Consider the following 24,662-nt stretch of genomic DNA (forward strand, 5'->3'; position numbering starts at 1 on the left):
GCCCGGCCCGGGCCGATTCCGCGTACGGCGTCAGCGGTCAGTAGCGCTTCAGCCGACGCTGACGGTGTTGAACCGCTCGTCGGTCAGAGGGCTGGCGACCAGACCCTTGACGTCCTTGGTGACCACGATGGCCGGCGGGGCGTGCCAGACCGGCACGGCCGGCAGCCACTTGGCGGCGATGTCGCGGTTGACCTGCTCCCACGCGGCCTTCTTGCCGGCCTCGTCGACCGTGCCGTCGGCCTTGGTGATGGCCTCGAACATCTCGGTCATCGCCTGGTCGCCGAACTCGACCTTGCCGCGGCCGAAGAAGGTGCCGACGAAGTTGCCCGGGTCGTTGTAGTCACCGGTCCAGCCGAGGATGTGCAGGTCGTGCTTGCCGAACTGCTGCACGTCGTCCTTGTAACCACCGTTCCACGGGCGGGCCACACCGTTGACCTTGATGCCGACGGCCTGCAGGTCGTTGGCCAGGACGGTGAAGATCTCCTGCGGGTTCGGCATGTACGGCCGGGAGACGTCGGTCGGGTAGTAGAAGTTGAGCGTCAGGTTCTCGGCGCCCGCCTCCTTGAGCAGCTGCTTGGCCTTGTCGACGTTGTAGTCGTACTTCTGCACGTCCTGCGCGTAGCCGAGCACGGTGTCCGGCATGAACTCGTCGGCGACCTTGGTGCCACCCGGGCCCTTGGTCTGGACCAGCTGCTGGCGGTTGAGGGCGTGGGCGATGGCCTGGCGCACCCGCAGGTCCTTCAGCTTCGGGTTCTTCTGGTTGAAGCCGAGGTAGAGGATGTTGAAGGCCGGGCGGTCGAGGACCTGGTAGCCCTCGCCCGACAGCGCCTTGCGGTCGGCCGGGGCCGGGAAGTCGATGCCCTGGACGGTGCCCGCCCGCAGCTCCTGCTTGCGGGTGTTCTCGTCCTCAATGATCTTGATGACGAGCTTGTCGACCTTGGCCTTCTCGCCCCAGTAGTCGGGGTTCCGGTCCAGGGTGATCTCACCCTTGGCCTTGTCCCAGCCCGCGAACTTGAACGGGCCGGTGCCGACCGGGTGCTCGTTGGCGAACGCGCTGTACTCGAACGAGTCGCCGTTCTGCTTGACCGCGTCGGCGTCGTACTTCTTCAGCGCCTCGGGGCTGGCGATCGAGAGCGCGGTCAGCGCGAAGGCGCCCGGGAAGGCGCCCTTGTACTGGTTCATCGCGATGACGGCGGTGCCGTCGTCCTTCGCCTCGCACTTGTTGTAGACCGGGTCGCCGACCCCCTCGGCCTCGTTCTTCGCGAAGCCGCCGAAGACGTCCGAGTAGTAGATCATCTGCGACTGGGCGGCGGCGCCCTTCATGTTGAACCAGCGGTCGAAGTTGAAGCAGACGGCCGCGGCGTTGAAGTCGGTGCCGTCGTGGAACTTCACGCCCTTGCGGAGCTTGAAGGTCCAGACCTTGCCCTCCGGGTCGTGCTCCCAGCTCTCCGCCAGAGCACCCTGCAGATCAGCCGTGCCGGGCTTGTTCTGCACGAGGGTGTCGTACATCTGGCGGATCGGCCGGAACGACTCACCGTCGTCGTTGAAGATCGGGTCGAAGTTCTTCGGGTTCCCGGCACCGGCGAAGACGAAGGTGCCGCCGGTCTTGGCGTCCCCACCGCCCTCTTCCCGGTCGCTCTTGGCGCAGCCGGACGCACCGACCGCCAGGGCGGCCGCGGCCGCGAGGGCAACAGCCGTTTTCAGCCTGCTCGCCTGCATCTCTCACCTCTGTCATGCGCATGTGTCCACGCCGAGCTGTGACTCAGTCCGTGAGCGGGAGGTTATGGCATGTCACACAGAAGTGGAAAGAGCCGAGGGCAATCGCTACCAAGCCGACACCTTCCGAGGCTTCCTCACACCGCGCGGGCACGGCATCGGAAAAAGTGGTCGTCTCGGCGCAGGCCGCGGCGGCCCGGTGGTGGGCACGCGGTACACCACCGGGCCGGGGCTCAGACCGCCCGACGCCCCTCAAAGGCGCGGCCCAGCGTGATCTCGTCGGCGTACTCCAGGTCGCCGCCGACCGGCAGGCCGCTGGCCAGCCGGGTCACCGCGATCCCCATCGGCTTGACCATCAGCGCCAGGTAGGTCGCGGTCGCCTCGCCCTCGGTGTTCGGGTCGGTGGCGAGGATCAGCTCGCGGATCTCGCCACCGCCCAACCGGGTCATCAGCTCACGGATCCGCAGGTTGTCCGGGCCGATGCCCTCCAGCGGATTGATCGCGCCGCCGAGCACGTGGTAGCGCCCCCGGAACTCGCCGGTCCGCTCGATCGCCACCACGTCCTTCGGCTCCTCGACCACGCAGAGCACCTCGTCGGTGCGCCGGGGGTCGCGGCAGATCCGGCACTGCTCGGACTCGGCCACGTTGTAACAGGTCGTGCAGAACCGGACCAGGTCCTTGACCTTGCGCAGCGCGCCGGCCAGCCGGTTGACGTCGGCCGGGTCCGCCGACAGGACGTGGAACGCGATCCGCTGGGCGCTCTTCGGGCCGACGCCCGGCAGCCGACCCAACTCGTCGATCAGGTCCTGGATGGCACCTTCGTACATCTGCCGGCTCAGAAACCGGGCAGGCCGAGGCCGCCCATCCCGCCCGCGACCGGGCCCATCTTCTTCTCGGTCAGCTCCCGGGCCGCCTCGGCGGCGTTGTGCACGGCCGCGACGACCAGGTCCTCCAGGGTCTCCACGTCCTCCGGGTCGACCGCCTTCGGGTCGATCTTGATCGCCTTCAGCTCACCGGTGCCGGCGACGGTGGCCGTCACCAGGCCACCGCCCGCGGTGCCGGTCAGCTCCGCCTCGGCCAGCTCGGCCTGGGCGTTGGCGATCTGCTGCTGCATCTTCTGCGCCTGCTTCAGCATCTGCTGCATGTTGGGCTGTCCACCTGGGCGCACGGGCCGCTCCTTCTTCGCACTCGTCTGCTCGGCCGCGCCCAGCCTAGTCGGGCCACGGCACCGCTGTTCCGGGTCGACCCGCGCTCAGCGCGCGTCGACCTCGTTGATCCTCTCGGCCCCGAACGCCTCGCGCAGCAGCGCCACCGCCTGCTCCTCGCTGGACTGCCGGGCGGTCCGCTCGTCGATCACCTCGTCCAGCGGCTCGTCGCCCGGGTCGAACCCCTCGTAGGCGGGGGTCGCCGGGGCCGCGGCCCGCTGGCCGGGCCGGATCGGCCCGTCGAAGTCCGGGTCGTAGGGCGGTTCGCCGGCCCACTCGGCATCCGCGGCCGGGCGGCCCGACTGCCCGGCTCGGGGGCCCTTGCCCGGCCCACCACCCGCCGCGGCCGCGGCAGCGGCCGCCCGGGCCGCCGCGATCGCGCTGTTCCGCTGCCCGCCGGCGGCACCCTTCGCGGGCGGCGGTGGCGTGGCCGCCGGTCCGGCCGGCTTCGGTACGGCGGGAGCCGCTGTCGCGGTGGCCGTGGCCCCGCCCGGGCGCGCCGCCTCGGGCCAGTCCTCGCCACCGGCGGCACGCACCGCCGCGCCGGCGCCACCCGAGCGGGCCGGCTCCGACCGGTCCGCCGCGTTCGCCTCGCCGCCGGGACGGGCCGCCTCCGGCCAGTCCTCCTCGTCGTCGGCGGCGGGCGCGGTCGGATTCGCCGGCGTGTCGCCGGACCGTCGCGCGGAACCGTTCGGGCTCCCGCCCGCAGCGGTCCCACCAGGGCCGGCGGCACCAGCCGGACCTGCGCCACCAGCCCCGGGGCCGATCGAACCCGAACCACCGCGCGCCGCACCCGCGCCTCCCGCACCGCCGGACGCGGCACCGGCCGAGCCCAGCCCGGCGTGCGCAGCACCCGCCGGGCCTGGACCACCGGGCCCGACGCCCACCGAGCCCGGAGCACCGTGCCCACCGGTCGAACCCGGCCCACCGGCACCGTCCGATCCCCCGGGACGGGAATCCGGGCCATCGGGACGGGCCGCCGGGCCGCCGTGTCGAGGGGCCGGGCCATCGGGCTCGGCGGCCGGGCCGGATGCCGGGCGGGCCGGGGCGGACGGGCGCGCCGGGCCGCCCAGCGAGGCGCCGCCCCGCTCGCCGGCGACCTCGCAGCGAATCTGCCAGCGCCCGCCGAACTCCTCGTAGAGCGCTTCGGCCAGGACCGAGGTCTGCGCGGCCATCATCTGGGCGAGCACCGGCGACTTGACGGTCAGCACGAGGGTCTCGCCGTCCACGTCGCGGACCACCGCGTCCCGCATCAGCGCGGCGGCCGGCTTCTTGATCCGGTTGACCTTCGCCACGATGTCCGGCCACACCCGCCGCACCGCGACCGCGTCCAGCGCGCCGGGGCCGGTGGAGCCGGGTCGGGGGGGCTCGGGGGTCGCCGGGTCGGGCATCACCGCCGAGGCCGGCACGGGCCGTCTGGCCGGCGCTCCGGAGGTGGGTCGGTCACCCGCCGGACCACCGGCTGCCGCGCCGGAGTCCGCCGGGCCGGCGGAACCGGCAACCGCGCCGGAGTGCCCCGGGCCGGCGGAGGCGGTCGGGCCGTCCACCGGGTCCGCTCCGCTCGGGGCCGGGCGGGTGGCAGCCGCGTCGTCGGCGGCGCGGGGGCCGGGTGAGGCGGCACGGGAGCCGGCCGCCATGGCGGCGGCGCGGGCGGCGGCGGCACCGGTCGGGGCGCCGGCAGCCGCCGGCGTGCCGGCGGTCTCCGGGTGGATCGCGGCGGCAGCCGCGCCCGGGGCGGGAGCCGCCGGGCGTACCTCCTGGTCGTGGCCGGCGTGCGCGACCGGCGGCGGCTCGACGCCGCCGAGGGTGAGCCGGCGCTCCATCCGCTCCAGGCGCTGGAGCAGGCCGCCGGACGAGTCGTCGACGCCGGGCAGCAGCATCCGGGCGCAGATCAGCTCCAGCAGCAGTCGGGGCGCGGTGGTGCCGCGCATCTCCACCAGGCCGTTGTGCACGATGTCGGCGCAGCGCGACAGCGTGGCCGGGCCGAGCCGCTGGGCCTGGGCGGCCATCCGCTCGATCTGGTCGGCCGGGCCGTCGATGAGGCCCTTGGTGGCGGCGTCCGGCACCTGCTGGAGCACGATCAGGTCGCGCAGCCGCTCCAGCAGGTCGGAGGCGAACCGGCGCGGGTCGTGGCCGGCCTCGGCCACCCGGTCGACGGTCGCGTACGCGGCCGCGCCGTCCCCGGCGGCCAGCGCGTCGCACATCTCGTCGATCAACGCGGAGTCGGTGACGCCGAGCAGCGCGGCGGCCCGGGCGTAGCCGACCCCCTCCGGGCCGGCGCCTGCGATGAGCTGGTCGAGCACGGAGAGGCTGTCCCGCGCGCTGCCCCCGCCGGCGCGGACCACCAGCGGGAAGACCGCCGGCTCGACCTTGACGCCCTCGGCCTCGCAGAGCTGCTCCAGATAGGGGCGGAGCACCTTCGGCGGGAACAGCCGGAACGGGTAGTGGTGGGTCCGCGACCTGATCGTGCCGAGGACCTTCTCCGGCTCGGTGGTGGCGAAGATGAACTTGACGTACTCCGGGGGCTCCTCGACCAGCTTCAGCAGGGCGTTGAAGCCCTGCGTCGAGACCATGTGGGCCTCGTCGATGATATAGATCTTGAAGCGGCTGCGGGCCGGCGCGAAGAACGCCTTCTCGCGCAGCTCGCGGGCGTCGTCGACGCCGCCGTGGCTGGCCGCGTCGATCTCGATGACGTCGATCGACCCGCCGCCGTCGGGGGCCAGCCCGCGGCACGACTCGCACTGCCCGCACGGCTCGGGCGTCGGCCCCTGCTCGCAGTTGAGCGATCGGGCCAGGATCCGGGCGCTTGAGGTCTTGCCGCAGCCGCGGGGGCCGGAGAAGAGGTACGCGTGGTTCAGCCGGCCGCTGCGCAGCGCCTGCGACAACGGCTCGGTGACGTGCTCCTGGCCGATGACCTCGGCGAACGTACGGGGCCGGTACTTGCGGTAAAGGGCCAGTGCCACCCGTCCCGCCTCCTCTCGACCGAGCCATTCTGCGCCGGTCGGCCGCCGGTGACCACCCACCACCCCGTGACCTGACCCGCGGCGACGTTACCGGGCCCCGGAGACAGAAAGGCCCCCCGTGCACCCGTCAGAGCCCGCTTATCCTTGCTGCCTTCCGGCCCTGGGGAGGTTCACGAGATGCACGCCGCACGGGGGGTGCCGCCAAGCCTACCCGACGCCGTGTGGATCTTCTGGGAGGGTGGGGTGGCCCGCCGTCACGGGACCTGTATCCTGGCTCGCGGAGGATTCGCCTAGAGGCCTAGGGCGCACGCTTGGAAAGCGTGTTGGGTTTACACCCTCACGAGTTCGAATCTCGTATCCTCCGCCCCGAGGACGAAGGGCCGGCACCCAACGTGCCGGCCCTTCGTTGCGTCCGCACTCGGGTCGGCGTCCTGGTACCCGGGTGACGGCTACGTCGACCTGGTCACCTCCGACTACTTACACGGCAGCAGCGACTTCGCCACCAACAAGGCGGTCAGCGGCGCGAAGACCACGGGCGTGGCGGAGACGTTCAGTCCACTCAACCCCAATTCCGACCCGGCCGTACTACGTGGTCTGGGCATCGCGGGACTGGAACGGCAGCGGCAAGGACGTGGCCGGGCTGTGGCGCACCGCGATGGCCGACCCGAGGACCATCTCGATCGACCAACTCCCCGACATGTCCGCGTGGTGACCCACCTGACCGGCAGGGGGCCGGCCCGTCGAAGGTCCGGCCCCTTCCGCGTACACCGAGAGGATTGGATGAGTTACCAGCTCAGCGCCGTGGTGGCCGACATCGAGCTGCTGCGCGAGCAGACCGTCGACCTGGATCACGCGGTGCTGGCGGCGCTCCGGCAGGACTTCGCGCTGCTGCCGGTCACCCCGCAGCTCGTGGCGGAGCTGACCGGCGGGCTGCCGGACTTCGCCACCGACGAGCCGTGCGCCGTCCGCCCGTTCCGGCTGGTCCTCTCGCCGCCGTTGGCGGAGCTGCTGGCCCGCTGGTCGCGGCGCGGGCCGGTGGCGTACCTGGAGGCGGAGTTCGCGGGCGGGCTCGGCCACCAGTCCGCGGTGGTGTGGCTGGGCGGTGAGGTGAGCTGGGGGCCGCGCCACGACGGCACGCTGGACCGGCCGCGCGCGCAGTGGCCGATCAACGCGGCGCTGACCCGGCTGGGTGCCGAGCCGGGCGCGTGGATCGACCCGTTCGCCGAGCTGGGCCTGCACCTGGAGCGGGACACGGCCGGCTGGCTGGCGCACGGCCGGCGCGGGCTGTCCGCCGACTACTGGGACGAGCTGGCCGACGAATGGGAACTGCGCCAATCCGGCCCGCACCAGCAACCTCTTCGCCCCGGACCCGTTGGGGACTGGGGGATTGCATGAAATTGCGACAATTCGGCTTTATAGCCGCACTGCTGGTTGCCGCTTCCGCCGCCGGGAGCGGCATTCGTCCACAAGGGCCGACCGTGGCGGCCCGGCCGGTCGGCGCCGCCGAGGTGGTCAGCCTGGACGGCCTGCGCAACGCGGAGTTCGGCGCCACCGAGGAGGACCTCACCCGGCGCGGCCTGCTGCGCGCCGACGAGGCGGCCTGCGGGCCCACGCTGGCCGGGCACGGCTCGGTCAGCCCGATCTTCGTCGACGACCGGCTCGTCCTGCTCTGGCTCGACGACCCGATGACCACACCGGAGGGCATCGGCGCCGGCACGCCGATCGGCGAGGTGCGCGCCGCGTACCCCGGCGCCGTCGCGCTGCCGGCGCCGCCCGGCAGCCACCGCTTCGCCGGGCTGCTCGCCCGCGACGGCGACCGCGCATACCTGTTCCTGCACGACGGCGTCACCGTCCGAAAGATCATCGCCGGGTACGCGGACTGGGCCCGCCGCCTCTTCGACGAGGGCTACGGCCCCTGCTGACCGGCTGGTCACCTCCGGTCCGACAGGGCGATTGTCCGCCATCGACCATCGTGGAATCATCTCCTCGTTCGCGCAGATCGCGCAGTTCTAACGGGGGAGTACACCGTGCGTACAACCATGTCCGTTCCGTGGTGGAGACCACTGGCGAGGTGGGCGGCCGTCACCGCCCTGAGCACCACCGCTGCGGGCCTGCTGGCCGGGCCCGCCGCCGCCGCCCCGGCGCCCGGGCCGTCACCGCGACCGACAACGACGACCGAACAGCCCCGCGCCGCCGCCACGCCGTCGACGGCAGCCCCGGCCACCACCGCGACGCCCCCGGCCCCGGCCCCGACTCCCAAGCAGCCGGCGAAGCTGGGCAGCGCGGCCGCCACCTGCGGCGGGCAACTTCCGCTGGGCAAGGTCACGAACTGCACGTCGATCACCGGTGCCGCGCAGCACACCTGGACGGTCACCTCGACGGTCGACCAGGACACCCTGCTCGTCCGGCTCCGGCAGGTCTCGGGGGACGGTGTCGGCGCACAGGTCACCGGCCCCGACGGCAGCAACACCTGCTACGTCAGCTCATATCTGAGCGACTGCCGGCTCGACGCGGCAGGCACCTACCGGATCACGGTGACGCTCAACTACGGCACCGGCAAGGGCGCCTACTCGCTGTCGGCGGAGTCGATGCACGCGCCCTCCACCTGCGCCACCCTGCCCGAGAGCTTCTTCTCCTTCGCCTCGACCGGTCGCAGCGGCACGCTGCCCGCCGGCCTGGCCGCCCGCTGCTTCACGTTCACGCAGCCCACCGGCACCGTTCTGCACCTGGCCGGCCCGGGCGGCGCCGGGGACGTCCAGGGCAACATCCTGGACGGGCAGTTCCAGCCGATCTGCTCGGTGCGATACGCCACCGAGTGCACGCTCGGCTCGCCCGGGCCGTACCGGCTCTTCCTGGAAGAGACCTACGGCAACAAGGCCGCCTACACCCTCAAGATGCCACGGATCTCGCGGTCGGTCGGCTGTCCGGCCCTGCCCCTGGCCGCCTTCGGTGATCCCGGCGCGGCGGTCGGCACCGGCGACGTGCTGCCCTACCAGGCGGTCAGCTGCAAGAAGCTGCGGCTCACCACCCCGGGCGCGCTGGCCGTCCGGATCGACCAGTACGCGAACCAGCACCTCGGCTGGCGGGTGTACGACGACGCCGGCCAGGTCGTCTGCACGAAGTACGATGCCTGGCGTTCCTGCGCCCTCCCGGCGGCCGGCGCCTACACGCTGCTGTTGCAGAACTCGAACTGGGAAACGGTCAACTACCGGGTGGCGGTGGCCCGGCTCGACCGCGCCGACGGCTGTGCCCCGAGCGTCGGGCTCGCGTGGGGCCAGCCGACCCTGACCGTGCACCAGACCTCCGCGGTGCAGACCAACTGCCAGCCGTTCCAGGGCGAGACCGGTGAGCGGGTCATGATCTACCGCACCCCGGACCGGTACAACGACGTCTTCTCCTGGCTCGTCGACGAGCGGGGCGCCGTGCTGTGCACCGAACCGTCGGAGGAGGACGGCTGTGTCCTGCCGTCGACCGGCACCTTCCGGGTCGTTTCCTACCTTTCGCGCTGGGAGTCGACGGACACCGACCTGACCTACCGGATGCAGGTTCGCGCCCTGACCGACGCGACCGGCTGCCCGACGGTCGCCCCCGGCGCGTACAACGCCGCTCCGACGGGCGCGCTCGGTGCCGTCCGCTGCCGCGTCCTGGACCTGCCCGCCGCGGGCGTCTACCGGGTGAAGGCGGTCGGGGAGGACAACTACCGGCAGTACGGGAGCGTCTACGACAGCAACGGCCACCGGCTGTGCACGGACGTGTGGTGTCGGGTCCCGGCCGCCGGGCGGTACACGCTGGTCCTCGGCGGCGGCGCACCCGATGCCGTGGTCGACGAGAGCCTGCGGTACCACCTCGCCGTACTGCCGTTTGTGCCGTCGGACTGCCGACCGGTCTCGGACACCGGCTGGCGGGACGCGCCGGTGTCGGGGCGGCTGGCCAACCCCGCCCAGTTCGACTGCCTCCAGCTGAGCAGCCCGGCCGGCGCGCTGGTCACCGAGCTGCTGCCCGGCGACGCCACCGGAGCCGGCTCGCCCGACGTGACGGTGATCGACTCCACAGGCGCCTTCATCTGCGACTCGTCCTGGGCGCTACGCCAGTACCACTGCGAGCTGACCGGTGAGGCACCGTTCCTCGCGGTGCTCACCTCCCGCGACGGCGCGCCGGACGGGCCGTACTCCCTGGGGTTCGTGCGCACCGACGGCCCGCCCGCCTGCCCGGCGCTACCCGCGGGTGCGACGGGCGCCACGGTGACCACGGGCGCGGACCGGTTCGGGGTCTGCCTCTCGATCCCGGCCGACGCACGCGGGGCCACGGAGTCGATCACCTGGAAGCGGACCAGCGGGACCGGTGACGCCCGCCTGTCGGTGTTCGACTCGGCCGGCCGTCGCTACTGCGGCCCGACCGGCTACGCCGTCGAGCGGACGATCTCCTGCACCCTGCCCGCCGGCCCGGTCACGGTGATCCTGGAGGCGGACGGTGTCGACGCCACCTACCAGCTCACCCACCGCGACGCGAGCCTGCCGGCGAGCTGATCGGCGACCCGAAACCGGGAACGCCCGGTGTGATCCTCACGGATCACACCGGGCGTTCTCGCTTGTCACGAGCGGTGGCGGAGGGATTTGAACCCTCGGAGGGCGTAAACCCTCACACGCTTTCGAGGCGTGCTCCTTAGGCCACTCGGACACGCCACCGCCGACGAGGGTACAGGACCACCGGTACGGACGCCGAACCGGTATCCGGCCGGCCGGCCTGGCAGGATCTTTGTCATGAGTACGCACATCGGCGCTGAGCCGGGAGAGATCGCCGAGCGGGTCCTGATGCCGGGCGACCCACTGCGGGCCAAGTGGATCGCGGAGACCTACCTCGAGGAGGCCCGCTGCTACACGACGGTTCGCGGGATGCTGGGCTTCACCGGGCGGTGGAACGGCGTCGACGTCTCCGTCCAGGGCTCCGGCATGGGCATGCCGTCCGCCTCCATCTACGCCCACGAGCTGATCAACGACTACGGCGTGAAGACGCTGATCCGGGTGGGCTCCTGCGGCGCCCTGACCGAGGACCTGCAACTGCGGGACGTGGTGGCCGCGATCGGCTCGTCCACCGACTCGAACATGAACCGGATGCGCTTCGACGGGCTGATCGACTACGCCCCGGTGGCCGACTTCGGCCTGCTGCGTACCTCGGTGGAGGTGGCCGAGCGGCGCGGCATCACCATGCGGGTCGGCCCGATCCTGGCCGCGGACGCCTTCTACACCGACCGACCGGACCTGTACGACAGGCTCGCCGACTACGGGGTGCTGGCGGTGGAGATGGAGTCGGCGGCGCTGTACACCATCGCGGCCCGGTTCAAGGCCCGCGCGCTGACCGTCCTGACCGTCAGCGACCACATCAAGACCGGCGAGAAGACCACGTCGCAGGAGCGTGAGCAGACCTTCGGCCAGATGGTCGAGATCGCCCTCGACACCATCATCGCCTGACCCGCCGTCCGTCCTCCGCCGCCCCCGTCACCGCCCGGTGCCGGGGGCGGCGGCTTGTTGAGAAGGGGCCCCTTCTATACCGGAGGCGTCAACACGGGGCCCCTCCTTATCTGAAGAACGCCCGCAACACCGCCGCGCTCTCCGCTTCCAGGACGCCGCCGTACACCTCGGGGCGGTGCGGGAGGCGGCGGTCGCGCAGCACGTCCCACAGCGAGCCCACCGCGCCCGTCTTCGGCTCCCACGCCCCGAACACCACGGTCGGCACGCGGGCCAGCGCGATCGCACCGGCGCACATGGTGCACGGCTCCAGCGTCACCACCAGCGTGCAGCCGTCCAGCCGCCACCGGCCCAGCCGCCGCGCGGCGCGGCGCAGCGCCAGCACCTCGGCGTGCGCGGTGGGGTCGCCGGTCAGCTCCCGCTCGTTGCGCCCGATCGCCAGTTCGGCGCCGTCGGGGCCGTAGAGCACCGCGCCGACCGGAACGTCGTCGGCGCCCTCGTCGGGCGGCCCGCCGTCCGGCCCGGTCACCGCGACCTGCAGGGCCCGGCGCATCCACAGTTCGTGCCGTTGCCGGCGGCCCAGCGCGCCCGGGTCGGCCAGCCCTTCGTCGGCGCCGGGGCCGACGGGCGACGATCCGACGGTCTCCAACGCCGGGTCGGTGGCGTCGGCCGGCTCGGCGGCGCCGGGCGCCACCGATTCGCCGGGCTCAAACCTCACGCAGTTCCTCGACCTCGTCCACGCAGCCGAGCACCTGGCAGATCTCGGCCGTCACGTCGGCCGGCATGTTGCCCTCGTGCGCGCAGAGGGCGAGCAGCTTCTGCGCCGAAATGCCCAGGTCGGCGAGGAGGTCGGCGTCGCCCACCGGATCGGCTTCCGGGTCCACGGCCGGCTGCTCGGTCTCGTCGTCGCCGCCGGACGGCCGCGGCTCGTCGACCTCCTCCAGCCCGGTGACCGACGTCTTCAGGTCACCCACCAGCAGCGAGCCCAGCCGGGACTCCTCCGCGTACGCCGAGTCGGAGCCGAAGACCCGCAGGTCCGCCCCCTCGTCCAGGCGCAGCACCACCAGGTAGGTGTCGTCGGCCTCGACGAACAGCAGGGAGAGGTCCGCGTCCGGCTCGACGTCCCGCAGCCGGTCGGCCACCTCCTCGATGTCGGTGACACCCCGCAGGCTCACCTCGCCGGCGGTCCAGCCGCCGTCGACGCGCGCCACGGCAGCAGCGAAGTACGACACGGTCCCCCCAATTCGGCCTCGGCAGCACGCCGACACGTCACGCGATGCACGTTAACCGGTCGGGTCGGCAGGCGACCGGTCAACGCCCCGTAAGGGGCCGGCCGTTCCTGGAGAAAGTCGGTCAGCCGGTGACGCGCCGGCGGGTGGCGATCAGTTGGCGCAGACGCTCGCTGCGCGCCCGCTGCGGCCGTTCGCGCTGCTGTACCGCTCGGGCGCCGGCCAACTCGGCGAGGAGTTGCAGGCGGCGGCGGCTCCGATCGGGGTCGAGCCGCGGCGGTGTGGTCCAGGCCATACGGGGAGCGTGAACCGTCACCGCCCGTACGTCAAGATGGCCTTCGCTACGCAGCGAAACCGGCACCCAAGGTCACCAGAGCGGCCAGTCCCCGGTCTGCGCCCACCGCACCGCGACGATCGCCGCGGCGATGCTCCAACCGCCCGCGGTGACGATCGCCACCCCGGTCGCCACCCCCCGGTCGCCGTGGCGGACCAGCACCGCGGCGACCGCCCAGGCGAGCCCGCCGGCGAGCAGCGTCCACCACGCGTAGCCGGGCACGTCGCGGCCGACCAGCCCGAACAGCAGCAGCCAGGCGAAGGTGATCACGGCGCCGATGGCAACGCCGGCGCCGGTGACCGGGTACGGCTCGCGGTAGCTGGGCCGCATCGGCCCGCCGGACGGGAAGAGCCCCGACGGGGTACGCGGCGGCGGCTGGAACGCCCTCGCACCGGGCCCGTCGGGTCCGCCGTGCCACCCGTTCGCCACCGCTGCTCCCTTCCCCCGGATCACCCGCTCCGACATCACGCACAGTGACCGGACGGTGCGGGGGGTCTCGGCTTTCGTCCCTACGGTAGTGGTCTGTCAGGATGACCGGATGCGCTCGCCATCGATCGGACGCCGCGCGCGTCCGGCGTACCCGGTCCTGCTGCTCGTCGCGGCGCTGGCGGCCGGGTGCGACCGTCCCGCCGCGCCGGCCGACGCGTGGCAGGACCCGAGCCCGATGGTGACCGCCGCGCAGCCCGCCGACCCGACGGCGAGCCCGGCCCCGCCTGTCGTCTCCGCCGCCACGCCGACCCCGTCGCCGACGCGCGCGGCCGCGCGGCGGGTCTTCCCGGTGCGGGCCGGCAACGTCGACTACCACCCCACCCACGGCGGCTACCCGGGCACCGACCTGTTCGCCGACTGCGGTGAGCCGGTCGTGGCGGTCACCGACGGGGTGGTCCTGGAGGTGAGCCGGGTGGACCGGTTCGACAAGCGCGGGCCGCTCGGGCCGTACAACGGCGGGCTGTCGGTCTCGCTGCTCGGCGACGACGGGGTGCGCTACTACGGCTCCCACCTGAGCGCGATCACGGCCGGCGTCGACGCCGGTGTACGCGTCCGGGCCGGGCAGCAACTCGGCAAGGTGGGCCACACCGGCAACGCCAACAATGTGTGCCACGTGCACTTCGGGCTCTCCCCGAAGTGCACCGGCCACGACGACTGGTGGATCCGCCGGGGCGTCGTCTGGCCGGCGCCCTACCTCAACTCCTGGCGCAAGGGCGGCAACCGCTCCCCGGTCGCCGAGGTCACCGCGTGGCAGCGCAGGCACGGCTGCCCGAAGTCGCCGGGCCGGTCCGCCGCGGGCGGCTGACCCGACGCGCGCCCACCGGCTCCCGACCGGCGGCCGGAACGCGTAGGTTCCAGGGCATGACTGCCCGGGATCCCATCGCCGACCTGCGCCGGATCGCGTTCCTGCTGGAACGGGCGAACGAGGCCACCTACCGGGTCCGGGCGTTCCGGTCGGCGGCGAACGCGCTGGGCGCGCTGCCGGCCGGCGAGGTGGCCGAGCGGGCCCGCACCGGGAAGCTGACCGAGCTGGCCGGCGTCGGTGACGTCACCGCCCGCTGCGTGGCCGAGTCGTTGGCCGGCGAGGAGCCGGTCTACCTGCGCCGGCTGCTGGCCACCGAGGGCGCCGACCTGGACGAGGAGGCGGCGAGGCTGCGCGACGCGCTGCGCGGGGACTGCCACAGTCACTCCGACTGGTCCGACGGCGGCTCGCCGATCGAGGAGATGGCGCTGGCCGCGGTCGAGCTGGGCCACGAATACCTGGTGCTCACCGACCACTCGCCGCGGCTGAAGGTGGCCCGAGGGCTCACCGCGGACCGGCTTCGCCGCCAACTCGACCACGTGGCCGCGGTGAACGAGGCGCTGCCGACGGGCTTCCGCATCCTCACCGGCATCGAGGTCGACATCCTCGCCGACGGCTCGCTGGACCAGACCGACGAGCTGCTGGCCCGGCTGGACGTGGTGGTCGGCTCGGTGCACAGCGGCCTGAGCGACGACCGGGCGAAGATGACCCGCCGGATGCTGGCCGCGGTCGCCAACCCGCACCTGGACATCCTCGGCCACTGCACCGGCCGGATGGTGTCGTCCCGGCCGGCCGGAGTGACCGGGCCCGGCGACCGGGGGCACCGGGCGCGCACCCGCAAGGAGAGCGACTTCGACGCGGACGCCGTCTTCGCGGCCTGCGCGGAGCACGACGTGGCCGTCGAGATCAACTCGCGGCCGGAGCGGCAGGATCCGCCGAAGCGGTTGATCCGCCGCGCCCTGGAGGCCGGCTGCCGGTTCGCCATCGACACCGACGCGCACGCCCCCGGCCAGCTCGACTGGCAGCGCTTCGGCTGTGAGCGGGCGGCCCGCTGCGGCGTGCCGGCCGACCGGGTGGTCAACACCTGGGCGGCCGACCGCCTGCTGAAGTGGACGGCCGCTCGCGGCTGAGGGTCAGCCCCGGGTAGCCGGCTCGACCGTACGGGCGGCGGGCGCCACCGGCGCCGGGCCGGTGCGGCGCCGGGCGAACAGGCCCTGCGCGACCGCCACGCCGACGAGCACCACCAGCGCGCCCACCGGCTGGTGCCAGTTCATCCGTTCGCCGAGGACCACGGCGCCGACCAGCACCGCGAAGACCGGGATCAGGTACGTCACGGTGGACGCCGTGCTCGCGCCGGCCAACCGGATGTTCCGCATGTTGATCACGAAGGCGAGTCCGGTGCCGAGCGCGCCGAGCGCGAGCACGCTGGCCACCACCCGCAACGAGAGGCCGGTCGGGACCGGCGGCGCGCCGGCCACCAGCGGCGCGACCAGCGCGAGCTGCGCGGTCGCCACGAGCAGCTGCGCCGCCGACAGCGACAGTCCCGAGTACGCGCTGCCCGCGATGAACTTCTTCTGGTACGGGATGGCCAGCCCGTAGCAGGCCGCCGCGCCGAAGCACATGAGCTGGCCGGTGAAGTGCGCCCCGCCGACGCCCTCCCAGACGCCGAGGACCACCAGCACGCCGGCGAAGCCCAGGGCCAGCCCGATCCCCCGCCGGGCGGTCAGTCGTTCGGTGCGGAACACCAGCACCGCCAGCGGCAGCACGATCAGCGGCGTGGTGGCGTTCCAGATGCCGGCGAGCATGGACTCGACCCGTTGCTCGCCGAAGCCGAACAGGGTGAACGGCAGCGCGACGCCGAACGCGGCCACCACCAGCATGTGCGCCCAGACCCGGGGGTCGCGGGGCAGCCGGTCGCGCAGCAGGGCCAGCACCACCAGCAGCGTGGCCGTGCCGGTGGCCACCCGGTAGAGGGTGAGGTGCACCGGGTGCAGCTCGGTCACCCCCACCTTGATGAAGAGGAAGCTGGAACCCCAGATCGCGGCCAGTGCGACGAAGCCCGGCAGCCAGGTCCGCAACGGCGCCCGGTCAGGAGTGATATCGGCGTTCACCCCTGACACTCTGCCCCTCGGGTATGACGATGTCGCGCGGATTTCGGTCATCGTGTCGACCACCACAGCAACCCGTCCTTCTGCCGCCCTGAACACGGCAAACACGATCGACACCGGGGTGCCCCGGTCACGTAGTCTCGCCCGGTGGGACGAATCGATGACCTCGCCAACCGGTACGTGGCGGAGTGGGCTCCGCTGAGCCCGACCGGCGCCACCTACGTCGGCATCGCCGGCTACGACGACCAGCTCGACGACCTCTCGCCCGACGGCTACGCGGCCCGCGCCGACCTGGTCCGGCGCACGCTTACCGAACTCGACGTGACCGAGCCGGAGACCGAGGCGGAGCGGACCGCCCAGGAGGCGATGCAGGAACGCCTCGGACTGGAGCTGGCCCGGTACGAAACCGGCGAGACCGCCAGCGAGGTCAGCGTGATCGAGAGCGGGCTGCACGAGCTGCGGATGGTCTTCGACCTGATGCCGACCGACGGCGAGGAGGCGAAGGCCAACGTGGCCTCCCGGCTCAACCGCTTCGCGTCGGCGCTGGACTCCTACAAGCGCACCCTGCGCGAGGCCGCCGCCGGTGGCCGGGTCAGCTCGCAGGTGCAGCTCGTCGAGGTCGCCAAGCAGTGCGACATCTGGGTCGACCCGGACGGCGACAACTTCTTCCACGGCCTGGTCGAGCGCCTCGACGCGGACGGCACGCTCGGCGCCGAGTTGCGCAGGGGCGCCGCCGCCGCGACCGCGGCCACCGCCGAGTTCGGGCACTTCCTCCGCACCGAGCTGGCCCCGGTGGGCCGTCAGAAGCAGGCCGCCGGCCGGGAACGCTACGAACTGGCCTCGCAGTACTTCCTCGGCGCGAAGGTCGACCTGGACGAGACGTACGCCTGGGGGTTCGCGGAACTGGCCCGCCTGGAGGCCGACATGCGGACGGTGGCCGGCCGGATCGTCGGTCCCGGCGCCACGATCGACGACGCGGTACGCGCGCTCGACGCCGACCCGGCGCGCACGATCCGGGGCAAGGAGGCGTTCCGCGACTGGATGCAGGCGCTCGCCGACAACGCGATCAGCGAGCTGGACGGCATCCACTTCGACATCCCGGAGCAGGTCCGCCGGATCGAGTGCTGCCTCGCGCCGACCAGCGACGGCGCCATCTACTACACCGGCCCGAGCGAGGACTTCTCCCGGCCGGGGCGGATGTGGTGGGCGGTGCCGCAGGGCATCACCGAATTCTCCACCTGGCGCGAGGTGACCACGGTCTACCACGAGGGCGTGCCGGGTCATCACCTCCAGGTCGCCCAGACCGCCGTCCGGGCCGACCTGCTCAACCGCTGGCAGCGGCTGCTTTGCTGGGTGTCCGGGCACGGTGAGGGCTGGGCGCTCTACTCCGAGCGGCTGATGGACGAGCTGGGCTACCTGGAGGACCCGGGTGACCGGCTCGGCATGCTCGACGGGCAGGCGTTGCGGGCCGCCCGGGTGATCGTCGACATCGGCATGCACCTGGAGCTGGAGATCCCGGCCGACAATCCGTTCGGCTTCCACCCGGGCGAGCGCTGGACGCCGGAGCTGGGCTGGGAGTTCATGCGGGCGCACTGCCGGGTGCCGGACGAGAACCTGCGCTTCGAGCTGAACCGCTATCTCGGCTGGCCGGGCCAGGCCCCCTCGTACAAGGTGGGCGAGCGGATCTGGTTGCAGGCCCGCGAGGAGGCGAAGGCCCGCAAGGGCGCCGACTTCGACCTGAAGGAGTTCCACCGCCAGGCGCTCGACCTGGGTGCGCTGGGGCTGGACCCGCTGCGCCGGGCGCTGGCCCGCCTCTGAGTCTCCGGAACGGCGACGGCCGGGAGCCGGAGGATTGTTCCTCCGACTCCCGGCCGTTTCGTCGTGCGGGTCAGGCCAGGTCGACCCGGAGCGCTCCCGGGTGCGAGGTGAGCGTCTTCGAGCGCTCGTAGGCGAGGTCGATCACCGGGTCGTCGAAGCTGATCGGGATCGGCGAGGTGACCGGGATGCCGTCCGGGAAGGGCAGGTCCGGCGTCAGGGTGATCTTGATGCCGAGCAGGTGCCCGACGAACCGGGTGGCGTAGAACGCGACGTCGCCCTCGACCGTGAGCCGGTCGGTGACGTACCGCTGCTTCTTGCCCGCCGGGCCGCTGGCCAGCAGCGTGAAGTCGTCCGTGACCGCCTTGTCCATGGTGAACTTCAGGCACTTGAGCTTGCCGTCGTGGGTGGGCAGCTCGACGATGCCCTCGAAGCGCAGCCCGGTCATGGTCACCTTGGAGCCGGTGAGCCGCGACGGCGGGTCGGCGACAAGCGGCTGGTCGGGGTCGGCGGCGAGCTTGGGCAGCGGCTTGCCCTCCTCGACCGGCTTCGGCTTGGTCGGGGCCGGTTCGGCGCAGTCGTCGCCCGGCTTCGCCGGGGCGGACGGCTTCACGCTGCCGCTGGGCTCCGGGTTGGCGCTGCCGCTGGGTGCGGCAGCGGCGACCACCGACGCCGAGGGCGACGGTGACGACGGCGCCTCGGCCTTGTCCTCGCCGCCGGTGAACAGCCCGGTGATGCCGTCGACGAGGTCGGTCAGCAGGTTGCCGTCCGCCTCCTCGGCCGGCTCGGCCGGCGCGGTGGTGCTCGGACTGGCCGACGGGGCGGCCGAGGCGGTCTTCGAGGCGGACGGCTTCGGCGCGGGCGCCGACGTGGTGGGGCAGGCCGCCGGCGCGGCGACCGCCGGCCGCGCGTCGCGGACCGCGACCAGGCCGGCCACGGAGACCGCGAGGACCAGCAGGATCGCGTACGCCCTGGGCGGGTGCCCCGGCCCGCCCGGCGGGTACGCGGGCGGCGCGTCGACGGCCGGTTCCGCGGGCGCCGCCTCACGCAGCGGGTTGCGCGGCTCCGGCAGCGTGTCGGTGAGGACTCCGGTGGTGTCGTCCTCCCGCTGCCGCGGCAACAGCTCGTCCACCAGGGCCGGCTCCGGCTCGTCCGCCGGCTGGTCCTCGACCGGCTCGTCGGCCGGCTCCACCGGCGTCACGCCGGCGTCCTTGCGCGGCACCCAGGCGAAGCCGAGCGCGCTGCCGACCATGCCGAGCAGCAGCCCGATGAAGAAGCCGCCGAGGTTGACCCCGATCAGCGAGTAGAGCGCGGTGACCGCCGCGACCACCGCGTAGAACATCCGCTGGGCCGGGCTGAACCAGAGCAGCATGCCGCAGGTCACGAGGATGGTCGGGACGAGCCAGGACAGGAAGCCGGTGGGCCCCATCTGGAAGGTGAGGCCGTTGAGGCTCATCTGGGTGGTGGCGAAGATCTCCAGGCCGGCCAGGGCGGTGAAGAGACCGCCCCAGAACGGCCGCGCCCGGCGCCACCGGCGGAAGCCACGCCACGCCTGGCCGAGCCGACCGGGCCGGCCCTGCTGCGTTTCGGCGGTTGTCACGTACTCCTCCTGGCGGTGCTGACGGGGTGCGACATGGTTGAGGCCCGCGGAGGGCGCCCTCCGCGGGCCTCGCCATCAGATCAGAAGCATTCCTTGGCGTCCTTGCCCACGTTGACCTTCAGCTTCAGGCCGTTGAGGGTGAAGACGCCGGCGCTGGTGGAGCGGGCGACCTGCTCCAGCTTCGTGATGGTCACCGAGTCGGCGCTCTGCCCGAACGCGCCGGGCTGACCCTTCGTCTTGTTCAGGTCGTTGGCGTCGCGCCCGATCTGGATGTTCTCGAACGTGGCGTCGCCCTCGAGCGACTCCATGTCGATCAGCAGGTTGGTGGCGGTGGCCGGCTTGCCACCACCACCGGCGTTGATGGTCAGCACGATCGGCACGCCCGGGATGCTGGCGTTGACCGACTGGCAGAGGTCGTAGAGCTTGGCGTCGGCGATCTCGGAGACGGCGACCGGGTGCTGGGTGCCGTTCTTCTCCTGGACCAGGCCGCCGTACTGCTTGAAGCCGTTGCCCTCGAGCTTCGAGGCGCCGACCTTGAAGGTCTGGCCCGACACCGCGAACGAGGCCGCGATGGCGCCGTTGGCCATGCCGAGCACGATGCCGCCGGCCACGACCGTCGCCGGCACCATCATCGCGGCGAAGCGCCGCCAGCGGGTGCCACCACTCATCTGGTCACTCACAAAGTCCTCCTCGACGGGGGTGCGTCTCCGGACGCGGGACGCGACGCGGGACGGGAAAGCTGCGGGGCGGCGCGGAGGCCGTTGTGCCGAACGGGCCGCGCGGTCGCGGATTGGATGCTCTCGCGAAGCGACAGACCTCACAAGTCCCTTGCTACTGGCGGGTAACACAGTTGTGGTATCAAGATCGCCTACGGTTACCAACGGTTAACGTCCCGGCGACAAGGAGGCCCGGACAAACCCGCGCTATTACGACAGGATGGCGGAGAGGTTTCACCTGTGGTAGCCGTCACGGAGAAACATCACAGTTCGATAACGGCGAGCTGGCAAGCCGCTGAGGGTGAGGGGGCACTCACCCGTCCGGTCAGGCGCCGCCGCCGACCGGAGCCGGCTCAACCCCGCCCGTCCAACCACGACCCCAGCAGGTGGCGGTCGATCGAGTCGATCCGGCCGAGGGCACGCCCGGCGGCGACGCGGTCGCGCAGCTCCGCCCGGGTGAACCAGCGCGCCTCCACCACTTCCTCGCCGTCCACCCGCACCCGCGTCGACGCCGCGGTCGCCCGGAAGCCGACCATCAGCCCGGCGGGGAACGGCCACGCCTGCGAGCCCTGGTAGGTCACCTCGCGCACGGCCACCCCGGCCTCCTCGGCCAGTTCCCGCCGGACCGCGTCCTCCAGGCTCTCGCCGATCTCCACGAACCCGGCCAGCGTCGACCAGGAATCCTCCGCCGCCCCCTGGTGCCGGGCCAGCAGGCAGCGCTCCGGCGCACCGGGCGCCTCGACGAGCATGATGACCGCCGGCTCGATCCGCGGGAACAGCAACCGGCCGCAGCCCACACCGGCGCAGGAGCGCGTGTGGCCGCCCGCGCCGGCCACCGTCGCCGCCCCGCAGCTGCCGCAGAACCGCTGGCCGCGGTGCCAGTGCAGCAGACCCTTCGCGTACGCCTGAACGGCCGCCTCAGCCGCCCCCAGGGCGCCCACCAGCGCCCGGACGTCCACCGCCTCGGCCGCACCGGCCAGCTCGCAGGCCTCGTGGCCGTCCCGGCCGGAGAGGTCGGCGGCGAACACCGCACGCCCGGCGTCCAGCCCGAGGAAGACCGTCTCGTCGGCGCCGGCGAGCAGCTCGACCGCGTCCACCGCCGCCCGGCGCACCGGCGCCCGCTCGGAGTCGACGAGGCACCGGTCCCGCCACAGCGGCAGCACCAGGCTCGCCGGGTCGGTCAGCCGCTCGACGAGCCACCCCGGGTCGCCGCGCAGCGCCGCCGCCCGGTCCAGCCATCCACCGCCGTACGCCAACACCCGGTCGTCCGTCCGCACCCGCCCACCGTGTCACGACCAGGGCCGGAACGGTGACCCGAAACGGGTGATCGGTGCGACACCTCCGCCCGCCCGACACGGCCGCCCGGCCGGAGACTCCCGACCGGCCCGAGCGTTGGTTACCGTAGGTGTCTCCCGCGGGGGAAGCAGTCCCCGCACGCGTATTTCCGATCGAGGTTGCAGTGACGATGAGCGGCGAGAAGATGCCGGCTGCCGACGACCGGCCCACCGTCAAGGTAGCGGCGGTGAGCTGGCCCGGAGTCGAGCTGGAGCCGGTCGCCACACCGCCCGCCGCCGACGGGGGGAAGCCGCCGCGCTCCAGGCGCGCCCGGCTGCTGCTGGCCGGCGGGCTCACCGCCGCCCTGCTCGCCGGCGGCATCGGCGTCGGCGCCTACGCGTACGCCGGTGACGTGCCCCGCGGCACCACGGTGCTCGGCACCGAGCTGGGCGGGCGGAGCCGGGCGGACGCCGCCCGGGCGCTCCGCGCCGAGCTGGAGCGCCGGGCCGACGCGCTGAGCGCCCCGATCACCCTGACCGTGGGCGAGAAGAAGGCCGAGTTGAAGCCGGCCGACGTCGGGCTCGCCATCGACGTCGACGCGACCGTGGCGGCGGCCGCCGCCGCCGACGCGCACGCGGTGAGCCGGCTGGTCGGCTCCCGCACGGTCGAGCCGGTGGTGACCGTCGACGCCGAGCGGTTGGGCGCCGCCCTGCGCAAGGCGGTCGGCGACCAGGGGCGCGCGATGACCATGCCGACCGTCATCTGGACCGACACCACGCCGAAGCCGGTCTACCCGAAGCCGGCGCTGACCGTGGACACGGCCGGCGCGAGCGAGGCGGTCACCGCGGCGTGGCTGGCCGCCCGGCCGGTCACCGTGCCGCTGGTGGAGAAGTGGCCGGCGACCACCCGGGAGGAGGTCGACCGGCTGGTCACCGAGCTGGCCCGGCCGGCCGTCGCCGCGCCCGTCACGCTCACCACCGAGGGCGGCTCGGTCACCATCCCGCCCGCCGCCATCGCCCGGTCGCTGCGCTTCTCGACCGACGACGACGGCAAGGTCACCCCCCGGGTGGACGTCAAGCGGCTGCGTGCCGCGCTCGGCGGCAAGCTGGCGACGCTCGAGGTGGAGCCGCGCGACGCCGGGCTGACCATCACCGGGGGCAAGCCGAAGGTGGTGGCCAGCCGCGCCGGCCGCCAGGTCGACGCCACCGCGCTGGGCCCCGCGCTCCTCGCGGTGTTGCCGAAGTCGACCGACCGCACGGTGACCGCCGAACTCAAGCCGGCCGCGCCGGAGCTGACCGAGGCGAAGCTGGGCGAGCTGGGCATCAAGGAACGGGTCTCCACCTTCACCACCCGGTTCACCGGCGGCCTCGCCTCCCCGCGCAGCCAGAACATCGTCCAGGCGGCCAAGGACGTGGACGGCACCATCGTCAAGCCGGGCGAGACGTTCTCGCTCAACGCCCACACCGGGGAGCGCGGCTACGACCAGGGCTACCAGGACGCGCCGACGATCGTGAACGGCAAGCTCGTGCCGGGGGTGGGCGGCGGCGTCTCACAGTTCACCACCACGCTCTTCAACGCCACCTACTACGCCGGGATGGAGGACGTCGAGCACAAGCCGCACTCGTTCTACTTCAGCCGCTACCCGGCCGTGATCGAGTCGACCATCTACTGGCCGCAGCTCGACTTCAAGTTCCGCAACAACACTCCGCACGGCGTGCTGATCGACACCTCGTACACGGGCAGCTCGATCACCGTGTCGATCTGGAGCACCAAGATCTACGACAGCGTGCAGACGGAGTACGGGCCGCGTCGGAACGTCACCCAGCCGAAGACCGTCTACCTCGAGCCCGGCCCGAAGTGCATCTCGGCCGCCGGTGGCATCGGATTCGCCCAGGACGCGTTCCGGGTCATCAAGAAGGACGGCAAGGTGCTCAAGCGGGAGAAGTTCAGCTGGCGCTACGACGCCGAGCCGCGCTTCATCTGCGCCCCGGATCCCGGCGCCTGACCGCGGACACGAGGAAGGCCCCGCCGGAGCGGGGCCTTCCTCGTATGTCCGGCACCGTCAGGGCCGGGCCGCCGCCAGCCCTTCCCGTACGCCGTCCGCGTCGCGGTCGGTTCCGTAGACCGGGGTGTCCGGCTGCTGCCGCCAGCTCTCGTCCAGCGTCCCGGCGTCGACCGGGTCGAAACCCAGCTCGTCCACGAGCCCCATGACGGTCTTCTTGGCGTCCGCGTCGTCGCCGGCCACCGGCAGGGCGATCCGGCCCGCCGTGCCCGCCGGCTTGCCCTGGTCCATCAGTTGCGCCGCCTGGATGTTGTTGAAGGTCTTCACGACCCGGGCGCCCTTGAGGTGGTCGGCGGTCCACCGGCTGGAGCTGAGACTGCGATCCAACAGCTCGGCGACGTCGCCGTCACGCTGTGGGTAGTAGTTGTTCGCGTCGACGACGAGCTTGCCGTCGAAGAGCGCGGCCGGCAGCGCCGGCACGGCCTTCAGTGGGATCGCGACCACCACCAGCTCCGCGCCCTGGACCACCTCCTCCAGGGTGGCCGCCCGCGCGCCGGTCTCGGCGGCGAGGTCGGTCAGGCTCTCCGGGCCGCGGGAGTTGGTCACCGCGACGTCGTGGCCGAGTGAACTCAGACGACGGGTGAGGGTGCCCCCGATGTGCCCCGACCCGATGATTCCGATCTCCATGACCACTCCTGTACCCCGGCCGGTCCGTCCCGATCACGAACCGGCCGTACGCCATGTCACGTTTCTGGATCCGCCAGGCCGGCGGGGGACGCGCGGGGCGGTCCCGGCTCGACGGTACGAGATGCGGCGGCCGGTCGTGGTGATTCCCGCGGCAAACTGCGGAAAAGCAGTCAGGGCCACCCCGGTTGGGGGTGGCCCTGACTGAAAGATTGTCCGGCGGTGTCCTACTCTCCCACACCCTCCCGAGTGCAGTACC

The 24,662-nt window shown here is 72.8% G+C and carries 21 protein-coding genes, 2 tRNA genes, 1 other RNA gene and 1 pseudogene; 10 read left to right on the forward strand and 15 right to left on the reverse strand.

The window, feature by feature from the left end; all coding sequences use genetic code 11:
* Positions 1-48 precede the first annotated feature (48 nt).
* The 5 genes from ACGFI2_RS30130 to ffs form a co-directional block, all read right to left on the reverse strand.
* Entirely contained in the window at positions 49-1,719 is a 1,671-nt protein-coding gene (locus ACGFI2_RS30130) for an ABC transporter substrate-binding protein (protein WP_393523469.1), read from the reverse strand.
* Positions 1,720-1,949: 230 nt separating this feature from the next.
* Entirely contained in the window at positions 1,950-2,543 is a 594-nt protein-coding gene (gene recR, locus ACGFI2_RS30135) for a recombination mediator RecR (RefSeq protein WP_366594525.1), read from the reverse strand.
* Positions 2,544-2,551: 8 nt separating this feature from the next.
* Positions 2,552-2,860 (reverse strand): YbaB/EbfC family nucleoid-associated protein, encoded by a 309-nt coding sequence (locus ACGFI2_RS30140; RefSeq protein ID WP_269694699.1) that lies wholly within the window; start codon positions 2,858-2,860, stop codon positions 2,552-2,554.
* 108 nt (positions 2,861-2,968) lie between these two features.
* Positions 2,969-5,884 (reverse strand): DNA polymerase III subunit gamma and tau, encoded by a 2,916-nt coding sequence (locus ACGFI2_RS30145; protein WP_393523473.1) that lies wholly within the window; start codon positions 5,882-5,884, stop codon positions 2,969-2,971.
* Positions 5,885-5,991: 107 nt separating this feature from the next.
* Positions 5,992-6,082, reverse strand: an RNA gene (ffs, locus tag ACGFI2_RS30150) — signal recognition particle sRNA small type.
* A gap of 81 nt (positions 6,083-6,163) precedes the next feature.
* Between ffs and ACGFI2_RS30155 the strand changes: the two genes are divergently transcribed.
* The 5 genes from ACGFI2_RS30155 (at position 6,164) to ACGFI2_RS30175 (ending at position 10,410) form a co-directional block, all read left to right on the forward strand.
* Positions 6,164-6,248, forward strand: a tRNA-Ser gene (locus ACGFI2_RS30155).
* A 225-nt stretch (positions 6,249-6,473) separates the two neighbouring features.
* Positions 6,474-6,596 (forward strand): hypothetical protein, encoded by a 123-nt coding sequence (locus tag ACGFI2_RS30160; RefSeq protein ID WP_393523476.1) that lies wholly within the window; start codon positions 6,474-6,476, stop codon positions 6,594-6,596.
* A 68-nt stretch (positions 6,597-6,664) separates the two neighbouring features.
* On the forward strand, positions 6,665-7,279 hold the full coding sequence (locus tag ACGFI2_RS30165) for a hypothetical protein (RefSeq protein WP_393523479.1): 615 nt from the start codon (positions 6,665-6,667) through the stop codon (positions 7,277-7,279).
* Positions 7,280-7,311: 32 nt separating this feature from the next.
* The gene (locus ACGFI2_RS30170; RefSeq protein ID WP_393523510.1) at positions 7,312-7,806 is read left to right on the forward strand and encodes a hypothetical protein; all 495 of its coding nucleotides are present in this window, start codon (positions 7,312-7,314) and stop codon (positions 7,804-7,806) included.
* 117 nt (positions 7,807-7,923) lie between these two features.
* Positions 7,924-10,410 (forward strand): hypothetical protein, encoded by a 2,487-nt coding sequence (locus ACGFI2_RS30175; RefSeq protein WP_393523481.1) that lies wholly within the window; start codon positions 7,924-7,926, stop codon positions 10,408-10,410.
* Between the two features lie 72 nt (positions 10,411-10,482).
* Here ACGFI2_RS30175 and ACGFI2_RS30180 read toward each other — a convergent pair.
* Positions 10,483-10,569, reverse strand: a tRNA-Ser gene (locus ACGFI2_RS30180).
* 75 nt (positions 10,570-10,644) lie between these two features.
* Between ACGFI2_RS30180 and deoD the strand changes: the two genes are divergently transcribed.
* Positions 10,645-11,352 carry a purine-nucleoside phosphorylase gene (deoD, locus tag ACGFI2_RS30185; RefSeq protein WP_393523484.1) on the forward strand — a complete coding sequence of 236 codons (708 nt, stop codon included), beginning with the start codon at positions 10,645-10,647 and terminating at the stop codon, positions 11,350-11,352.
* Between the two features lie 106 nt (positions 11,353-11,458).
* Here deoD and ACGFI2_RS30190 read toward each other — a convergent pair whose 3' ends face one another.
* From ACGFI2_RS30190 to ACGFI2_RS30205, 4 genes are all read right to left on the reverse strand, one after another.
* A complete protein-coding gene (locus ACGFI2_RS30190; RefSeq protein ID WP_393523512.1) occupies positions 11,459-11,902 on the reverse strand; it encodes a nucleoside deaminase in 444 nt (147 codons plus the stop codon).
* A 154-nt stretch (positions 11,903-12,056) separates the two neighbouring features.
* Positions 12,057-12,581 (reverse strand): tRNA adenosine deaminase-associated protein, encoded by a 525-nt coding sequence (locus ACGFI2_RS30195; RefSeq protein ID WP_393523486.1) that lies wholly within the window; start codon positions 12,579-12,581, stop codon positions 12,057-12,059.
* A gap of 121 nt (positions 12,582-12,702) precedes the next feature.
* Entirely contained in the window at positions 12,703-12,873 is a 171-nt protein-coding gene (locus tag ACGFI2_RS30200; protein ID WP_343444518.1) for a hypothetical protein, read from the reverse strand.
* Positions 12,874-12,945: 72 nt separating this feature from the next.
* A complete protein-coding gene (locus ACGFI2_RS30205; RefSeq protein WP_393523515.1) occupies positions 12,946-13,242 on the reverse strand; it encodes a hypothetical protein in 297 nt (98 codons plus the stop codon).
* A gap of 208 nt (positions 13,243-13,450) precedes the next feature.
* Here ACGFI2_RS30205 and ACGFI2_RS30210 point away from each other — a divergent pair, with 208 nt between their 5' ends.
* The gene (locus ACGFI2_RS30210; protein ID WP_393523489.1) at positions 13,451-14,206 is read left to right on the forward strand and encodes a M23 family metallopeptidase; all 756 of its coding nucleotides are present in this window, start codon (positions 13,451-13,453) and stop codon (positions 14,204-14,206) included.
* A gap of 56 nt (positions 14,207-14,262) precedes the next feature.
* Entirely contained in the window at positions 14,263-15,333 is a 1,071-nt protein-coding gene (locus ACGFI2_RS30215) for a PHP domain-containing protein (protein ID WP_393523491.1), read from the forward strand.
* On the opposite strand, the pseudogene ACGFI2_RS30220 reads toward ACGFI2_RS30215, so the two are convergent.
* Positions 15,216-16,314: pseudogene (locus ACGFI2_RS30220) on the reverse strand (DMT family transporter); the annotation flags it as partial. The gene ACGFI2_RS30215 and the pseudogene ACGFI2_RS30220 sit on opposite strands and share 118 nt — an antisense overlap.
* A 144-nt stretch (positions 16,315-16,458) precedes the next feature.
* Here ACGFI2_RS30220 and ACGFI2_RS30225 point away from each other — a divergent pair.
* Positions 16,459-18,129, forward strand: a complete 1,671-nt coding sequence (locus ACGFI2_RS30225; protein ID WP_393523494.1) for a DUF885 domain-containing protein — start codon at positions 16,459-16,461, stop codon at positions 18,127-18,129.
* A 70-nt stretch (positions 18,130-18,199) separates the two neighbouring features.
* On the opposite strand, the gene ACGFI2_RS30230 is transcribed toward ACGFI2_RS30225, so the two are convergent.
* The 3 genes from ACGFI2_RS30230 to nudC all read right to left on the reverse strand — a co-directional run bounded on the left by ACGFI2_RS30230 (position 18,200) and on the right by nudC (position 21,719).
* Positions 18,200-19,726 (reverse strand): DUF6114 domain-containing protein, encoded by a 1,527-nt coding sequence (locus tag ACGFI2_RS30230; protein WP_393523496.1) that lies wholly within the window; start codon positions 19,724-19,726, stop codon positions 18,200-18,202.
* An 80-nt stretch (positions 19,727-19,806) separates the two neighbouring features.
* Complete coding sequence (locus tag ACGFI2_RS30235) at positions 19,807-20,394, reverse strand: DUF6230 family protein (RefSeq protein ID WP_393523517.1); 588 nt, start codon at positions 20,392-20,394, stop codon at positions 19,807-19,809.
* Positions 20,395-20,795: 401 nt separating this feature from the next.
* Positions 20,796-21,719, reverse strand: a complete 924-nt coding sequence (gene nudC, locus ACGFI2_RS30240) for an NAD(+) diphosphatase (RefSeq protein WP_393523499.1) — start codon at positions 21,717-21,719, stop codon at positions 20,796-20,798.
* A 188-nt stretch (positions 21,720-21,907) separates the two neighbouring features.
* Between nudC and ACGFI2_RS30245 the strand changes: the two genes are divergently transcribed.
* Positions 21,908-23,722: a VanW family protein gene (locus tag ACGFI2_RS30245; protein ID WP_393523501.1), complete on the forward strand. Its 1,815-nt coding sequence runs from the start codon at positions 21,908-21,910 to the stop codon at positions 23,720-23,722.
* Between the two features lie 57 nt (positions 23,723-23,779).
* Here ACGFI2_RS30245 and ACGFI2_RS30250 read toward each other — a convergent pair whose 3' ends face one another.
* Positions 23,780-24,406, reverse strand: coding sequence for an NADPH-dependent F420 reductase (locus tag ACGFI2_RS30250; protein ID WP_393523504.1), 627 nt, complete (start codon positions 24,404-24,406; stop codon positions 23,780-23,782).
* Positions 24,407-24,662 lie beyond the last annotated feature (256 nt).

Origin of the sequence: Micromonospora sp. NPDC049282 (genome assembly GCF_043197045.1) — a bacterium.
Taxonomy (GTDB): domain Bacteria; phylum Actinomycetota; class Actinomycetes; order Mycobacteriales; family Micromonosporaceae; genus Micromonospora.

Excerpts from the sequence above, each read along its gene's own strand:
- ACGFI2_RS30175 (WP_393523481.1), top strand. The coding sequence starts at position 7,924 with ATGTCCGTTCCGTGGTGGAGACCACTGGCGAGGTGGGCGGCCGTCACC.
- ACGFI2_RS30200 (WP_343444518.1), bottom strand. The coding sequence starts at position 12,873 with ATGGCCTGGACCACACCGCCGCGGCTCGACCCCGATCGGAGCCGCCGC.
- ACGFI2_RS30165 (WP_393523479.1), top strand. The coding sequence starts at position 6,665 with ATGAGTTACCAGCTCAGCGCCGTGGTGGCCGACATCGAGCTGCTGCGC.
- recR (WP_366594525.1), bottom strand. The coding sequence starts at position 2,543 with ATGTACGAAGGTGCCATCCAGGACCTGATCGACGAGTTGGGTCGGCTG.
- deoD (WP_393523484.1), top strand. The coding sequence starts at position 10,645 with ATGAGTACGCACATCGGCGCTGAGCCGGGAGAGATCGCCGAGCGGGTC.
- ACGFI2_RS30190 (WP_393523512.1), bottom strand. The coding sequence starts at position 11,902 with ATGCGCCGGGCCCTGCAGGTCGCGGTGACCGGGCCGGACGGCGGGCCG.
- ACGFI2_RS30215 (WP_393523491.1), top strand. The coding sequence starts at position 14,263 with ATGACTGCCCGGGATCCCATCGCCGACCTGCGCCGGATCGCGTTCCTG.
- ACGFI2_RS30235 (WP_393523517.1), bottom strand. The coding sequence starts at position 20,394 with ATGAGTGGTGGCACCCGCTGGCGGCGCTTCGCCGCGATGATGGTGCCG.
- ACGFI2_RS30140 (WP_269694699.1), bottom strand. The coding sequence starts at position 2,860 with ATGCAGCAGATGCTGAAGCAGGCGCAGAAGATGCAGCAGCAGATCGCC.
- ACGFI2_RS30245 (WP_393523501.1), top strand. The coding sequence starts at position 21,908 with ATGAGCGGCGAGAAGATGCCGGCTGCCGACGACCGGCCCACCGTCAAG.
- ACGFI2_RS30250 (WP_393523504.1), bottom strand. The coding sequence starts at position 24,406 with ATGGAGATCGGAATCATCGGGTCGGGGCACATCGGGGGCACCCTCACC.
- ACGFI2_RS30205 (WP_393523515.1), bottom strand. The coding sequence starts at position 13,242 with ATGCGGCCCAGCTACCGCGAGCCGTACCCGGTCACCGGCGCCGGCGTT.
- ACGFI2_RS30210 (WP_393523489.1), top strand. The coding sequence starts at position 13,451 with ATGCGCTCGCCATCGATCGGACGCCGCGCGCGTCCGGCGTACCCGGTC.
- ACGFI2_RS30130 (WP_393523469.1), bottom strand. The coding sequence starts at position 1,719 with ATGCAGGCGAGCAGGCTGAAAACGGCTGTTGCCCTCGCGGCCGCGGCC.